This window comes from Streptomyces coeruleorubidus (assembly GCF_008705135.1).
GTDB lineage: Bacteria > Actinomycetota > Actinomycetes > Streptomycetales > Streptomycetaceae > Streptomyces > Streptomyces coeruleofuscus.
The window spans coordinates 1546235-1560502 of the sequence record NZ_CP023694.1 but is presented as its reverse complement, the minus strand read 5'-3'; the positions used below and the strand labels follow the sequence as shown (position 1 = coordinate 1560502).

Genomic DNA, 14268 nt, shown 5'->3' with positions numbered 1-14268 from the left:
GTGGCTGCTGGCGGTGTGCTCGTCGGGCGGGGCTACGTCTCCATCCGGCCGGAGTTCGAGGGCGACTGGTCCCGGAGCGTGTCGGCCCGCGCATCCAGTGCGGGCAAGTCCGGGGCTGGCGCCTTCAGCAAGGCTTTCGGTGCCGGGCTGAAGGGCCTTGGGGCGCTGGCTGGTGTGGCGATCGGGGCGAACCTGTCGGCCGCCGCCGCAGGCGCGGCACTCCTCGCCCCCGCCCTGACCACTGCCGGAGCAGCGGCCGGCGCGCTGAAGCTCGGCCTGTCGGGCGTGGGGGAGGCGTTCAAGGCCGCGTTCGCCGACTCCAGCGCGGACGCCAAGGCCGCCGCCTCCGCGACGAAGGCCGTCGAATCGGCGCAGCGCGGCCTGGCGAACGCGCAGCGTGCGCTCGCGGACGCGCGCGTGCAGGCGGCCGAGCGCGTGCGCGAGGCACAGAAGGCCGTCGCCGACGCCGAGCAGAACCTGGCCCGGGTCGTCGAGGACTCGGCGCAGCGGCAGCGTGACGCTCAGCAGTCCGTCCGCGACGCCGAGCGTGACCTGAGGGACGCGCAACACGACGCCCGCGAGGCGCAGACGTCACTTACTGATGCCCGGGTTGAGGCCACCCGGGCGCTGCAGGACATGAACCAGCAGCTCGCCGAGTCCCGCCTTGACGAGCGCGAGGCCGTACTGCGGCTGGAGGAGGCGGAGAAGGAGCTCCGCGCCGCCCAGTCCAATCCGGGGGTCACGCCGCAGCAGCTGGAGAAGCTGCAGATCCAGTACGAGCGGGCGAAGCTGAACCTGAAGGAGCAGCGCGAGGAGACCAAGCGGCTGTCGCAGGACACCGCCAAGGCCAACAAGGCGGGCGTCGCCGGCTCCGAGCAGATGCAGCGCGCCCGCGAACGCATGGCCGCCGCCAATGAGACCGTCGCCGACCGCGAACGCGGGCTGGCGAAGGCGCAGGAGGAGGCCCGCCGCACCGGGGTGGACGCGGCGCGGGACGTCGCAGACGCCCAGCAAGCCCTCGCCGATGCGCAAACCGGCGTGGACAAGGCCCGCGTCGATGGGCAGCGGCAAGTCGAGGACGCCCAGCGGGCGGTAGCCGAAGCGGCATCCGCTGTCGCCGACGCTCAGGCCGCAGCCGCCGCGCAGACGTCCAAGTTCGACGAAGCGATGAGCAAGCTCGCGCCGAACGCGCAGAGCTTTGTGCGTGCGGTACAGGGCCTCGGACCCGCCTGGACCGCCATGCGCCTGTCCGTGCAGAACGAACTGTTCCGCGGCCTGGACTCCACCGTCACCACCCTGGGCCGCACCACCATCCCGGTCCTGCAGCGGCAGCTCACCGCGACGGCCGGCGTGTGGAACACCATGGCCAAGAACGCCGCTGGCGCCATCACGGAGATGGCCAAGACGGGGATGCTCGACAAGATCCTCGCCGGGGCTACCGACAACCTGCGCGTCTTCGAGAAGGCGCCGGGCCAGCTCATCACCATGTGGGGCCAGCTCGCTATTGCGGCACAGCCCGCCTTCAACGCGCTGCTCACGCAGATGGCCGGCGCCATCACGTCGTTCACCGACGGGATCGCCGCCTCGTTCGAGTCGGGCGGCCTCGAGCAGGCCATTAGCACAGCGTTCGGCATCCTGAGTCAGTTCGGCACGCTCCTGGGCAACGTCCTCGGGACGGTCCAGGAGATCTTCCGTGCTGCCTCCGACGCGGGCGGCCAGATCATCGGCGCACTCAGCGCCGTCTTCGGTGAGCTGGAGCGGATCCTTGCCACGCCGGAGATGCAGGCGCAGATGCGGAGCCTGTTCGCGTCGGTGGCACAGATCGTCTCCGCGATCGTCCCCGTCATCGGGGCGGTCGTGCAGGCCGCCGTGCCCTTGATGGCCGCCATCGCGGCACCGATCGCCCAGCTGGCAACCGCCCTCGGGCCGGTTCTGCAGCAACTCGCTACGACGCTCGGCGCCGTCCTAATGCCGATCGTGCAGGCGCTGATGCCGGTCCTGGTTCAGGTGGGTGCGGCGATCGTGCAGGTGGTGCAGGCGGTCATGCCGCTGCTGCAGCCGATCGCCGCCCTGATCTCCTCGATCGTCACTGCTCTGGCTCCGGCCCTCCAGCCGGTGATCGCGCTCGTGACGGGCCTGGTGGCTGCGCTGGTTGGGCCGCTGACGTCGGTGGTGCAGGCGCTCTCGCCGATCCTGACGCAGGTCGCAGAGATGATCACGCAGGTCTTCCTGGAGCTGATGTCGGCGATCGAGCCGCTGATCCCGATCGCCTTGCAGTTGGTGCAGCAGGTGTTCGCTGCGCTGCAGCCGATGCTGCCCGCGGTGGCGAGCGCTTTCGGGGCGATCGCGGAGGCAGCGGTCGCCCTGCTGCCGCCGATCGCGCAGATCGCCACCCAGCTGGGACAGGCCCTGGTCCCGATCATCGCCAGCCTGGCGCCGCTGGTGGCCCAGCTCGGCGACCTATTCGCCGGCCTGCTGCTGCAGGCCATGCCGCCGCTTACCACTGCGATCCTCACCCTGTTCACGGCACTGGAACCGCTGTGGCCGCTGATCGGGCAGCTGATCGGCCAGGTGGTGTCGCTGGCGGCCGGACTGCTGGGCCAGTTGATGCCGTCGTTCGTGCAGCTGACCCTGGCCCTGGTGCCGATCATCCCGTCGCTGGCGAAGATCGTGGCGCTGGTGCTGGAGCTCGCGGTGAAGGTGCTGTCGTGGCTGCTGCCGCCGCTGCTGGAGCTTGCCGGGTTCTTGGCCGGGCTCCTCGCTGGCGCTCTGCAGAAGGCGATCGGCTGGCTGACGAGCCTGATCACGGTCATCGCGTCGCTGGTGGGGTGGGTCGCCGACCGGCTCGGCCCGGCGATGATCTGGCTGCGCGACAAGGTGATCTTGCCGGTGTGGCGCGGCATCCAGACCGGCATCTCCACGGCCTGGAACTTCATCCGAGACAAGATCTTCACGCCGATCAAGACGTTCTTCACGCAGACCGTGCCGGGCTGGGCCCGGCTGCTGAGCGTCCGGGTCATCGGCGCCTACCTGTCCATGCGAGACGGCATCAACAACGTCTGGGGATGGATCAAGCGGCACATCCTGTCGCCGATCAAGACGTTCTTCACGCAGACCGTGCCCGGCTGGGGAACGACGCTCAAGGACAAGATGGTCGGCGCCTTCGATCTGGCGCGGAAGGGCATCGCAACAGCCTGGAACAAGATCAAGGAGGCGACGAAGGCACCCATCAAATGGGTGATCGACATCGTCTACAACAAGGGCGTCCGCGGCCTGTGGAACGCCGCCGCCAAGGTACTGCCCATCGACAAGCTGCCCGAGTTCAAGCCCAAGGGCTTCGCCCGCGGCGGCGTGCTGGACGGCTACCAGGCACAGAAGAAGGACGACACGTGGTACCCGATGCGCCGCGGCGAAGGCGTCCTCGTACCCGAGGTCGTCCGCGGTATCGGCCCGGGCACGGTGCACGCCCTGAACGACGCGGGTAACCGCGGCGGCGTGTCCGGGGTGCGCCGCATGCTCGGCGGGTTCGCCGAGGGCGGCATCGTCGGCCACCACGGCGGCGTGGACGACTGGTTCGGCGGCACCCTCGACAAGCTCGGCAACCTGGTCAAGGCGGGCAAAGACTGGGTGCTCGGCGGCGTGTACAAGGCCGCCCAGCTCGCCGCCAAGCCCATCCGGGACCTCATCAGCAGGATCCCCGGCGGCACGAAGGGATTCGGTGCGCTCGCCAAGGCGCTGCCGACGTCGCTGCTGAACAAGGCGCTCGCCTTCATCAGGGGATCCGAGGACTCCCAGATGGGCGGCGGCCAGTGGGTCAAGCCCGTCGACGCCAAGTACGGCACCCGGTTCGGCGTGGCCGGCCGCATGTGGAGCTCTGGCCGTCACACGGGCCTGGACTTCCCGGCTGCGGTCGGCAAGGCGGTGCACGCCGTCGCCAACGGGCAGATCGCCTCCGCCCGATCCGGTGGCCCCTACGGCAACCACATCCTGGTCAATCACGGGCATGGGCTGCAGTCCCTGTACGCCCACCTGTCCGCCATGGTGAGGCGCGACGGGGCCGTCCAGGCCGGTCAGACCATCGGTCGGGTCGGCGCCACCGGCAACGTCACTGGCCCGCACCTCCACCTGGAGGCGCGGATCAACGGCCGGCCGGTGGACCCGATGCCGTACCTGACCGGCGGCGGTTCCGGGTCTGGTGGTAAGGGTGTTCAGCGCTGGCGGGGGGTCGTCAACCAGGCGCTCGGGCTGGTCGGTCAGCCGCGCGCCCACGCCAACGCGACGCTGCGCAGGATGAACCAGGAGTCCGGCGGCGACCCGAACATCGTCAACCGCTGGGACTCCAACTGGAAAGCGGGCACTCCGAGCGTCGGCCTCATGCAGGTCATCGGCCCGACGTTCCGCGCCCACGCAGGACGGTTCCGCAACACGGGCCCGTTCTCCTACGGGGTGAGCACGAATCCGCTGGCCAACGTGTACGCCTCGATGCGCTACGCCTTGTCGAGGTACGGCAGCCTGCCGCGGGCCTACAACCGGCCGGGCGGTTACGACTCGGGCGGCTGGCTCGGGCCCGGACAGATCGGAGTGAACCACCTGCGCCAGCCCGAGGCGGTACTCACCCCGACGCAGTGGCAGACCATGACGCGCCTCGCCGCATCCGGCGGCGCGGACGATCCGGTCGTGGTGGAGATCCACACCCAGGATCGGGCGCTCGCCGACTTCATCGACGTGCGCGTCCACCGCAACAACCAGGAACTGATGGCCGTCATCAACGCGAGCTGAGGAGGACCCCTTGCCGATCCCCGGGAACCTCCTCAGCGCGACGACGGAGACCATCGACCCGAACACCTCGGGCTGGACGTCCCACCTCAATTGCACGATTCTCCCGGGGATCGGCGGCCGGACGGGCGGGGGCGGCTGCCTTTCCGTCCGGTCGGTGGCCGCCGGCGAGATGCAAGCCCGCACCGTCTCCTCCTACCCGATCACCTCCGGTGCGACGTACTACGCGTTCGCCGACACCGCCGGGGTGGTGGGGGAGCGCATCGGTATCCGCTGGATGTTCGGGGGGATCCAGCTCGCGATCACCTGGTCGGTGCCGACGACGGGGTCCTCCTCGGCGTGGCACCGCGTGTCCGTCGCCGGGGTGGCTCCGGGCGGGGCGACGCACGCGCAGGTGCTCCTGTCGTCGACGGAAACTGCGGGGTCCGTCTCCCACTTCTGGGAGAACGTCTACCTCGGGGCACCCATCCGGACCATCGGCAACTTGCTCCCGTTCAACACGGAGAGCACCGAGGTGGACGCGACGGGCTGGGCGCCGGTCGTCAACGCGTCGATCAGCCGCCAGGTACCGGTCATGGGCTGGGCGGTCGACAACTACCTCGCCGGCGGGCAGACGCTCGCGATGACCGCCGTGGCTGCGGGCAACGCGAGCATTCTGGCGGTGGACCGGCCGACGGTCACGCCGGGGCAGGAGTACCTGGCCTACGCCTACCTGCAGCCGCCGACCGTGGCGTCGACGGCGTGGATCGAGCTGCGCTACTACGACTCCAACGGCAACCAGATCCAGGCCACCCGCTCGACGCTGGGGCCGCCCACCCCGGCGACCGGCATGTACCGGCAGCGCGTCTCCGACAAGGCGCCCGCCAACGCCGCCACCTGCTCGCTCGCCGCCGGCCTGGACGGGGCGTCAGCGGGACAGGTGCTGCGGCTGGAGACCATCGTCATCACCGCAGCCCCTGAGCTTCAGTCCGGCACCGTCGTGCCGTATGCGGACGGGAGCTTCGAGCAGGGCGTCGCCGGATGGACCGTGGTCAGCGGCGTGGCCACCCTCGCCCGCACCAGCCCATGGGGCGACAGCTACTTCGAAGGCTCCTACTCGCTGGCCATCACCAGCAGCACCGCCAGCGCCTCCACGGTCCGCTCCGCCCGCTTCCCGGTGACGGAGGGCGTGAACTGGCGGGCCCTGCTGCTCGCCCACCCGGACGCCGGATCGTGGTCGACGGTGGGAGTGCGGATCCGCTGGTACGACGCCGCGGACACTGACCTCGGCGCGAGCACCGGCGTCAACTGGGGGATGCCGGGCTCGTCCTGGTACGCGCTGCCATCAGACGCCGTCGCCCCGGCCGGAGCGACGCAGGCGGCGATCGAGCTGGTGGTCACCGCGACCGCCACGGCCAGCGTGCTCCACGTGGACCAGGTCGTGCTGTGGGAGGTGCTCCCGCAGACCGCCGTCGAGGCGCATTCCGACGACGGCTACATCACGCTCACCCTGCGGGAGATGCCGCTCGACTTCTACCTGTCGCTGTACCGGGTCACACCGGACGGGGCTCGCTCTCTCGTCCGTGGCGCGTCCGGCCTGATCGACATGCAGCCCATCGTCTCTGACCTGCTCGTCGTGGAGGACCATGAGGCGCCGTTGGGTGTGCCGGTCTACTACCTGGCCGCGATCCGCAACGCAGACGGCACAACCGCATCCAGCAGGGCATCGGAGACGGTCACGCTCACGCTGGCCGACGCGAACACGGCCTGGCTGAAGGATCCGGCCAACCCGCAGCGCAGTATGCGGGTGCTGGTGCAGCGGGCGCCGGACTGGCAGCGGCCCATCGAGCAGGCGAGCTTCGTCGTCCGAGGCCGCCGCAACAAGGTGGTGCTCAGCGGCCGGCGGCAGGGCCTCGAAGGGAACCTCGCCATCTGGACCCGGTCAGACGAGGAACGCGAAGCCCTGCACCTGCTGCTCGACTCGGGTAACACCTTGCTCTGGCAGGCCGCCCCCGGGATGGGCGTGACCGACATGTACGTGTCCGTCGCGCAGATCACGGAGTCCCGAGTCGGGGCGCTCGCGCAGGAGCAGTGGCGGGCCTGGACGCTGCCGCTCGTCGAGCAGGACATGCCGACAACCGTCGGCGTCAACGGCGCCGCGGGCCGCACCTGGCAGGACATTCTCACCGAGTTTGCCACCTGGCAGGACGTCCTCACCGAGTTCGCCACCTGGGAGGACGTGTTCCTCAACCGCAGAACGGGGTGATCGATGTACCCCGTCTCGGACCGATTCCTCAAGACGCTCGCCGCGTCCCACAGGGTGGCGACGCAGGTGCAGCTGTTCCTCACCACGGGTGAAGTCGTCGACCTCGAGCACACGGGCGGCAGCGTCATCGTCGACCGGGCCCAAGCAATCCGCCGCACCTGCAGCGTCACGGTCGCTGACCCGTCGCTGATCCCGCGCACACCCGCGGACCAGCTCGCCACCTACGGCGCGCGGCTGCGTATCTCCCGCGGCATCGACTACGGCGACGGCACGAGCGAGCTGGTGCCGCTCGGCGTGTTCAGGCTGGACTCGGTGGACGGTGACGTCTCCGAGGGTCCGGTGACGCTGCAGGGCAAGGACCTGTCGGTGATCGTCGCCGACGACAAGTTCACCGAGCCGTACAAGGCGACCGGCACCGTCGTCGGGGCGGTCACCGCGCTCATCCAGCGCAGCATCCCCACCGCGGACGTCATCAGCCTCGTCACCGACACCCCCATCGGCAGCAGAGTCTTCGACGTCGAAGCCGACCCGTGGGCGGGCGCGCAGGAGATCGCCGCCGCCGCCGGCGCCGAGGTCTACCCCAACGCCGACGGCGTGTTCGTTATCGCCGCCCTCCCGAACCTGCTCACCACGCCGCCGGTGTGGGCGATCGAGGCGACCGAGGGCGGCGTCTACATCTCCGGCGACCGGGCCATGACCTCGGACAGCGTCAGCAACGGCGTCCTCGCCCGCGGGGAGAACACGTCGGAGAATGTGCCGCCCGTCTCCTACCTGGCCGTCGATGACGACCCCACCTCACCGACGTACTGGGACGGGCCTTACGGCCGGCGCCCGAAGTTCATCTCCTCCAGCGCCTACACCACGGTCAATGCCTGCGCGCAGGCCGCCAACGCGGAGCTCGCCAAGAGCCGGGCGCCGAACGCAGGCGGCGACATCAGCTCCCTGCCGAACCCCGCACTCGAAACCGGCGACGTGCTGCGGGTGATGCACGAGGACGCCAGCCGCGAACTCCACCAGGCCGCAGCCTTCACCGTGCCCCTCAGCGAAGGCGGCGACTTCCCCATCAGCACCATCAGCGCCAAGGAGGACGCGTGAGCAAGCCCGCGCCGAGCGTTCACCGCGACTTGAGCGCCGCGATCTCCCGCAAGGCGCAGCGAGTCGGCGAGCGGGCACCCTCAGTGCGCGGATCCGACTGGCGGCTCGCCGTCGTCACCGCCGAGAACGGCGACGGCACCGTCGACGCCGACGGCATCGACGACATCCGCTGCATGGAGACCTACAGCCAACCGGCCGTCGGTGACGTCATCGTCATCACCCAGTCCAGCAGCGGCAACTGGCTCGCCTGGGGCCGCACCACCACCGTCGACCCGGACTGGACGCCGCTCACCCTTGCCGCCGGATACACCAACCCCGGCCACGGCTACACCGCCAGCTACCTGCGGGAAGGCCGCCGCATCTGGATGCGGGGCCGCATCGGACCCACCTCCGGAACCATCGCCGACGGCGACACCCTCGCCACCATCCCGACCGCCATCCGCCCCGGCGTCGCCGTGGCGTGGGCGGTCGCCCGCGACGCCGGGGCGATGCCCGCCGTCTGCCGCCTGGAAATCACTGCGGCCGGGGCGCTGCGCACCTTCCAGTCCACGAACCTGCCGACGTGGGTGTCCCTCGACGGCCTTAGCTACACCATCTAGGAGGGGCGCGTGCCCACACCGGACGACTACGGGCAAGGCATCAACATCGCCTCCCTCACCGACGCCCCCGACGCGAACAAGCTCGCCAAGGACATCGCCAACGCCATCGCCCCGCGCTCGATCATGCGCTTCGCGTCCGCCTCCGCCCGCGGCGCCACCCTCACCGCGCCCGTCGAGGGCATGCTGACGTGGCTGAACGACGTCAACCGGCTCGACCTCTACGACGGCACCACCTGGGTCGCCGTGTCCGTGGGCCAGTCCACATGGAAGACGATCACGCCCGAGAGCCCTTGGACGCAGAACGGCAACAGCAACGGGACCCTGCAGTACAGGATCCTCAACATCAGCGGCGAGGAGAGCCTGCAATTCCGGGGCGCGCTCGGCCGGTCGTCGTACCCGTCGTCACCTCCGAGCAACTACGTCGTCAACAACACCGCCCTGCCGTCCGCGGCACGCCCATCCACACTGCGGACCGTCCTCATCCCCTGCTCCGACGTCAGCAGCGACCGCATCGCCCTCAAGCTCGACGTCCGCACGGACGGCTACCTCGAGGTCTTCGGGTTCAGCAGCAGCGTCAAACCCCCGTGGATCGGCTTCAACGGCGTCACCGTCAGCCTCTAACCCCGCCCCGCGCCCCGGCCTCGGGGCCTTTCACGCCTGGAGGCCTCATGGCCACACCCATGTCTCCCGCCACCTTCCTGGACTGCCTGCGCGACGAGGGCGTCTACGTGGTGGAGGTCGGCAACTGGACTGTCCACAACCGCAACAGCAAGGGGCCGTGGGGCCCGGTCAACGGGGTGATGATCCACCACACCGTCACCCGCGGGGCCGCCACTACCGTCGAGCTCTGCCGCAAGGGGCACAGCTCGCTGCCCGGCCCGCTGTGCCACGGCGTCATCACCAAGGACGGCAAGGTGCACCTCGTCGGCTACGGCCGCGCCAACCACGCCGGACTGGGGGACCCCGACGTCCTCTCCGCGGTCATCGCCGAGCGCCAGCCGCCCGCCGACAACGAGGCCACCACGGACGGCAATCGGCACTTCTACGGCTTCGAGTGCGAGAACATGGGCGACGGCCGCGACCCCTGGCCGCCCGAGCAGGTCGAGGCGATCGTCCGCGTCATCACCGCGATCTGCCGACAGCACGACTGGTCGGCCCGCTCGGCGATCCGGCATCTCGACTGGCAGCCCGGCAAGGTCGACCCGCGCGGGCCCGGGATGGACTGGGACGACATCCTGGAGCGCGTCGCCGCCCGGCTCGCCGGCGCGACCCCCAGCACCCCGAAGCCGCCCACGCCGAAGCCGCTACCGAAGCCGGTCAAGCCGGTCGTCGACCTGTCGAAGCTGGTCGCCGCCGCCAAGTCCAACCCGGCCCGGCGCGGCACGCCCGTCACCTACAGCGGCGTCCGCACCGTCGAGGCCGCCCTCGTCGACGCGGGCCTGCTCAACAAGCGGTACAGCGACGGCCACTTCGGCACGACCACCATCGCCGCATACGCCAAGTGGCAGGAGAAGCTCGGCTACCGCGGCGCCGATGCCGACGGCATCCCCGGCCGCGTATCGCTGGAGCGTCTCGGCGACAAGTACGGCTTCGAGGTCACGGCATGAGTCCCCGCCGCACCGCGATCCTGCACTACTGCATGGCCGCCGTGTGGGCGCTGCTGCTCATCCCCACCCTGATCTGGTGGCCCAACAGCGTTCTCTGGGTGGCCTTCATGAGTCTGTACGCCAACTTCGTCGGGCACCTTTCCGCGGCCAAAGCGAGCCGCGCCGAACAGGAAGCAGAGAAATGAGAATCTTCGGACGCGAACCGGCGCTCGTCATCGCCACGATCAGCGCCGCCCTGTCACTGCTGGTCACCTTCCAGTTCGGCCTGGACGCTGAGCAGGCCGGCGCGATCGTCGCCGTCATCAGCGCGGTGTTCGCCGCAGCCACCGCCGCCGTCACCAGGCCCATCGCGCCCAGCGCGTTCACCGGCCTCGTCGCCGCGGTCGCCGCGCTCCTCGCCGCCTACGGGCTGGAGCTCGGGCCGGAGAAGATCGGCGCGCTGAACGCCATCGTCCTCGCCGGGCTCGGACTCCTTACCCGCGGCCAGGTCGCCCCCGCCAGCCCGAGCGCGCCCGCCACACCGCCGCGCGTCTGACCGAGTGCACCACTTACCGCAGGGGAGGACGCAGTGAGCGAGGTCTTCGGCGTCAACCCGGGCGACGCCGGAGCCGTCACGCTCCTCGTCGTCGTCGTCCTGCTCATCCTGACCGGCCGCCTCATCCCCAGACGCACCCACGAAGACGCCCTCGCCGACAGAGACAACTGGCGGCAGGCGTTCCTCGAATCGGAGTCGGCCCGCAAGGTCGAGCACGAGCAGGTCGAAGAGCTCCTGGAGCTCGCAAAGTTGGGCGGCCACATCCTCACCGCGCTGCCCCGCCCGGGGCAGGCGGACGAGGAGGAGGTGACAGCCGATGCTCGGATGGATCCGGCGCCTCGTACACGGCGGTGAACGAACCCAGCCCACCGACTCCGAAGCCGCCCTGGAACGGACACGCGAAGCACGCGAGGCAGCCGAGGCCCGCCGGCCCACCGTCGTAGCCGTCGCCGCCAAGCTCCGCCGCGCCCGCGAGGAGAACCACTTCCGTGAGCGGATCGAGGCCGCGTTCAGAGGAGCACCGTAGTGAGAGAGATGGGCGTCGACATGTGGGTCAACATGATCGCGTCGGCGCTGGCCACGCTGGTCTGCGCCGCATTCGTCGTCATCTACCACGTGAAGACGACGTGGTGGCGGTCCGGGACCGGCCGCAATCTGATGGGTCTGCCGGCCGCGATCGGGCTGCTGTTCCTGTACACCGTCCTCGTCACCCTGTGGCCGGACGGCTGTTTCGCCGTCGTCATGCGCGGCGTGCGCACCGCGCTGGCTCTGGCGATCAGCGCGCTCATCGCGCAGCGCATCCGCATCCTGCTGCAAGCCCAGCGGGAGAGCCGCAACCGAACTGGAGTGTGAGGCCGATGCCTGATCCGATTCCTCTCCGGCCGCGCCGCGACGACACTGCCGCCGATGTGGGCTCACTGGTCCGCCTCGGCCGGGAGGAACCGCCGCCCGTGCCCGCGCCGGCCACGAACCCGTTCCTCGAACCCGACTGGCCGCCAGTCGACGATGAGCCCGCGTGACAGACGCCCCCACCCTCCCGCTACGGCGGGGGAGTGGGGGCGCTTCGTCGTGTCAGAACGGAGCCTCGCCGCTGCCCAGGATGCGCATAACTCGCGGGCCGGCGGGGTTGGCGGTCCAGTCGGAGGTGTCCGGCCGGATGAACTCCCCCGTCTTCCCGCCGATGAGGAGGTGGCCGTCGCTGATGTTCAGCAGGGCTCGGAACAGTGTCGTGTCGCGGAATGTGAGGGTGCCGCGCCAGCTCCCGGACGAGTCCTTTGTGAGGTCTGCTTCAGCGTCGAACTTGCGGCCGTCCTCGACGAGGAGGGTGGCATCGCCCTTGTACGTGGTCATGATCCGAAGGTAGCGGCGCCGTCAAGTCGCCGGTCGGCGGGCAGGGTTGCCCTACCCGGCTCTCGATAACATGCCATATCGCGGGCATCATTTGGTCGGATTGTCCGACTCTCGCTCCGCCGCTTTCATGAGCAACCGGATCTGCTCGCGCGTCCATCCGGTGATGCGGGCGACTTCGGCCTGATCGCCGCGCTTGGGATCCTGGCGCATGGCGGCAACAGCTTCAGCGCGGAGATCCGCCCGGGCTGCATCAAGTGCCGCCTCGGCCTCCCTGTAGCGCTGGGCAGCGAGTTCGAGTTTCGCGGTATCCATACCCGGCATCATGTCATCGACTTGGCCAAGTCTCTAGGCCCAACGGCTTGACAATGCCAAGTCGCTAGGCCAAGCTAGAGGGCATATGTAGCAGTGGTCAGGGAGGGCGAAATGACTGCGACTCACAAGAGGCCGATCAACAGCATGAACATTCAGGGGACCTTCGAGGTCTTCAACATCAGGACCGGCCGGTGGCACGGAACCCACACGGAGTTCAAGACCGCAGAGGCCGCCGTTGACCTGCTGAACGAACGGACCCCCGGTGAGCCTCGGTACACCTGGTGGTGCGTGCGATGAGGGTCCCCTCCTCCCGTGACCCGATAGGCGCCCCCACGCCCGGGGGCCGCCATCCGGTCCATCGCCTCACGGTCGAGGGGCGAAAGTGTGAGGTCTGGGGTCATGCGCCAGTGCTGGAGCCAACCAGCTGGCACGACCTTTGCTGGACGGTCACAGCATCCACCCTGCCTGGAGAAGTGGCCCTCGCGGGCGGATACTTCACGTTCCCCCACGCCTGCATCGTCCCCATTCAGCCGATGCGCGGTTGGGTCGGCGTCCACGTTGGCCTCGGCCACGAGCCCCCGTTCGACGAAGGGTGGTTCGTCCACCCCGCCGACAGCGAATACCTCGTTTACGGCTTCGCCCGGACGCCGCGCGAGGCATGGCAGATAGCCGCTGAGGCCCTACACCAAGAGGTCGCCTACCGACTGAAGGGACGCAAGTGACCGACCTCGCCCCGCTCCAGCCGGACGCGACCCCTGCCGCCTACGCTGCGACGCTCGCCGTCCTGCACGCCATGGAAGAAGCCGCCGAGAAGCACCTCGACGCCATCCGCCCCCACAGCACGAAGCGCAGCTACGCCAACGACTGGGCACTGTGGGAGGAGTTCCACGACTGGCTGGGGGAGCGCACCGGGCACCGCATCGCCTCGACCAACGTCACCAAGGGCACGCTCGTCGGGTTCGTCGTCTGGCTCGACACCATCAAACTCGCCGCACCCAACAGCATCGACCGCAGGATCACCGGCGTCACCGTCACCGCGCGGAACGAACACGGCATCGAGGTGCCCAAGGCCGCCACCGTCGCTGCACGGCAAGCGCTCAAGCCGCTGAAGAACGACCCCGAACGGCAGGCGCGCGGCAGGGGCAAGGCCGCCGCCGTCACCCCCGAACAGCTCCGGCAGATGAACGCCGCCGTCGCCGACGGACTCACCGGACTCCGCGACCGCGCCCTCTGGCTCGCCGCCTTCGCCATCGCCGGACGCTCCGCTGAAGTCGCCGCCCTCCGCGCCGAGGCGATCGTCTACGTCAGCCAAGGACTCGAAGTCCACGTTCCCGCCGTCAAAGGCCGACCGCCCCGCGACGTCGTCGTCAGCTACGGCAAGAACCCCGACACCTGCCCCGTCCGCGCCTGGCTCACCTGGCGCGCCGCCGCAGGCATCACCACCGGCCCCGCCTTCCTACCCATCACCGTCCACGGCCGGCTCGGCGACCGCGCCCTCTCACCCGAAGCCGTCCGCGAGATCATCGCCCGCAACGCCGAACGCGCCGGGCTCACCGTCCGCCTCACCGGCCACTCCATGCGGGCCGGGTTCATCACCACCAGCCGCCGGGCCGGGAAGCGCGAGGAGAAAATCCGCGAACAGTCCGGGCACGCAGAGAACAGCCCCGCCTTCTGGGGCTACATCCGCGAAGCCGACAAGTGGACCGACGCCGCCAGCGAAGATATCGGGCTGTGACCATCACCGTGGAA

14 protein-coding genes are annotated in these 14268 nt (G+C 69.8%); 12 read left to right on the top strand and 2 right to left on the bottom strand.

Translation table 11 applies throughout. The annotated features are described in order from the left end of the window. From CP976_RS07135 to CP976_RS07085, 11 genes are read left to right on the top strand one after another with little or no spacing between them, the layout of a single operon-like run. Complete coding sequence (locus CP976_RS07135) at positions 1-4779, top strand: peptidoglycan DD-metalloendopeptidase family protein (protein ID WP_150479566.1); 4779 nt, start codon at positions 1-3, stop codon at positions 4777-4779. 10 nt (positions 4780-4789) lie between these two features. Further along, positions 4790-7021 carry a hypothetical protein gene (locus tag CP976_RS07130; protein WP_150479565.1) on the top strand — a complete coding sequence of 744 codons (2232 nt, stop codon included), beginning with the start codon at positions 4790-4792 and terminating at the stop codon, positions 7019-7021. Between the two features lie 3 nt (positions 7022-7024). Beyond that, positions 7025-8116, top strand: coding sequence for a DUF5047 domain-containing protein (locus tag CP976_RS07125; RefSeq protein WP_150479564.1), 1092 nt, complete (start codon positions 7025-7027; stop codon positions 8114-8116). After that, positions 8113-8715 carry a hypothetical protein gene (locus CP976_RS07120; RefSeq protein ID WP_150479563.1) on the top strand — a complete coding sequence of 201 codons (603 nt, stop codon included), beginning with the start codon at positions 8113-8115 and terminating at the stop codon, positions 8713-8715. The genes CP976_RS07125 and CP976_RS07120 overlap by 4 nt, the downstream gene beginning before the upstream one ends. Before the next feature lie 9 nt (positions 8716-8724). Then, positions 8725-9336, top strand: coding sequence for a hypothetical protein (locus CP976_RS07115; RefSeq protein WP_150479562.1), 612 nt, complete (start codon positions 8725-8727; stop codon positions 9334-9336). A 47-nt stretch (positions 9337-9383) separates the two neighbouring features. Beyond that, positions 9384-10322, top strand: a complete 939-nt coding sequence (locus CP976_RS07110) for an N-acetylmuramoyl-L-alanine amidase (RefSeq protein ID WP_150479561.1) — start codon at positions 9384-9386, stop codon at positions 10320-10322. Then, the gene (locus tag CP976_RS07105) at positions 10319-10507 is read left to right on the top strand and encodes a hypothetical protein (protein ID WP_150479560.1); all 189 of its coding nucleotides are present in this window, start codon (positions 10319-10321) and stop codon (positions 10505-10507) included. Before CP976_RS07110 ends, CP976_RS07105 begins: the two co-directional genes overlap by 4 nt. After that, positions 10504-10857, top strand: coding sequence for a hypothetical protein (locus tag CP976_RS07100; RefSeq protein ID WP_150479559.1), 354 nt, complete (start codon positions 10504-10506; stop codon positions 10855-10857). Before CP976_RS07105 ends, CP976_RS07100 begins: the two co-directional genes overlap by 4 nt. 33 nt (positions 10858-10890) lie before the next feature. Continuing rightward, positions 10891-11211 carry a hypothetical protein gene (locus CP976_RS07095; RefSeq protein WP_150479558.1) on the top strand — a complete coding sequence of 107 codons (321 nt, stop codon included), beginning with the start codon at positions 10891-10893 and terminating at the stop codon, positions 11209-11211. Continuing rightward, positions 11174-11383, top strand: coding sequence for a DUF7620 family protein (locus tag CP976_RS07090; protein WP_150479557.1), 210 nt, complete (start codon positions 11174-11176; stop codon positions 11381-11383). Before CP976_RS07095 ends, CP976_RS07090 begins: the two co-directional genes overlap by 38 nt. 8 nt (positions 11384-11391) lie before the next feature. Beyond that, entirely contained in the window at positions 11392-11709 is a 318-nt protein-coding gene (locus tag CP976_RS07085) for a putative phage holin (RefSeq protein WP_425282101.1), read from the top strand. 219 nt (positions 11710-11928) lie between these two features. On the opposite strand, the gene CP976_RS07080 is transcribed toward CP976_RS07085, so the two are convergent. Both CP976_RS07080 and CP976_RS07075 read right to left on the bottom strand, forming a co-directional pair. Next, the gene (locus tag CP976_RS07080; RefSeq protein ID WP_150479555.1) at positions 11929-12207 is read right to left on the bottom strand and encodes a hypothetical protein; all 279 of its coding nucleotides are present in this window, start codon (positions 12205-12207) and stop codon (positions 11929-11931) included. A gap of 87 nt (positions 12208-12294) precedes the next feature. Continuing rightward, positions 12295-12519, bottom strand: coding sequence for a hypothetical protein (locus tag CP976_RS07075; protein ID WP_150479554.1), 225 nt, complete (start codon positions 12517-12519; stop codon positions 12295-12297). A 718-nt stretch (positions 12520-13237) separates the two neighbouring features. On the opposite strand from CP976_RS07075, the gene CP976_RS07070 reads away from it, so the two are divergent. Then, positions 13238-14254, top strand: coding sequence for a tyrosine-type recombinase/integrase (locus CP976_RS07070; protein ID WP_150479553.1), 1017 nt, complete (start codon positions 13238-13240; stop codon positions 14252-14254). Positions 14255-14268 lie beyond the last annotated feature (14 nt).

What these genes read in the sequence shown, in the direction of transcription:
- CP976_RS07125 (WP_150479564.1), top strand. Translation starts at nt 7,025, where the DNA reads ATGTACCCCGTCTCGGACCGATTCCTCAAGACGCTCGCCGCGTCCCAC.
- CP976_RS07110 (WP_150479561.1), top strand. Translation starts at nt 9,384, where the DNA reads ATGGCCACACCCATGTCTCCCGCCACCTTCCTGGACTGCCTGCGCGAC.
- CP976_RS07105 (WP_150479560.1), top strand. Translation starts at nt 10,319, where the DNA reads ATGAGTCCCCGCCGCACCGCGATCCTGCACTACTGCATGGCCGCCGTG.
- CP976_RS07100 (WP_150479559.1), top strand. Translation starts at nt 10,504, where the DNA reads ATGAGAATCTTCGGACGCGAACCGGCGCTCGTCATCGCCACGATCAGC.
- CP976_RS07090 (WP_150479557.1), top strand. Translation starts at nt 11,174, where the DNA reads ATGCTCGGATGGATCCGGCGCCTCGTACACGGCGGTGAACGAACCCAG.
- CP976_RS07085 (WP_425282101.1), top strand. Translation starts at nt 11,392, where the DNA reads ATGGGCGTCGACATGTGGGTCAACATGATCGCGTCGGCGCTGGCCACG.
- CP976_RS07080 (WP_150479555.1), bottom strand. Translation starts at nt 12,207, where the DNA reads ATGACCACGTACAAGGGCGATGCCACCCTCCTCGTCGAGGACGGCCGC.
- CP976_RS07075 (WP_150479554.1), bottom strand. Translation starts at nt 12,519, where the DNA reads ATGGATACCGCGAAACTCGAACTCGCTGCCCAGCGCTACAGGGAGGCC.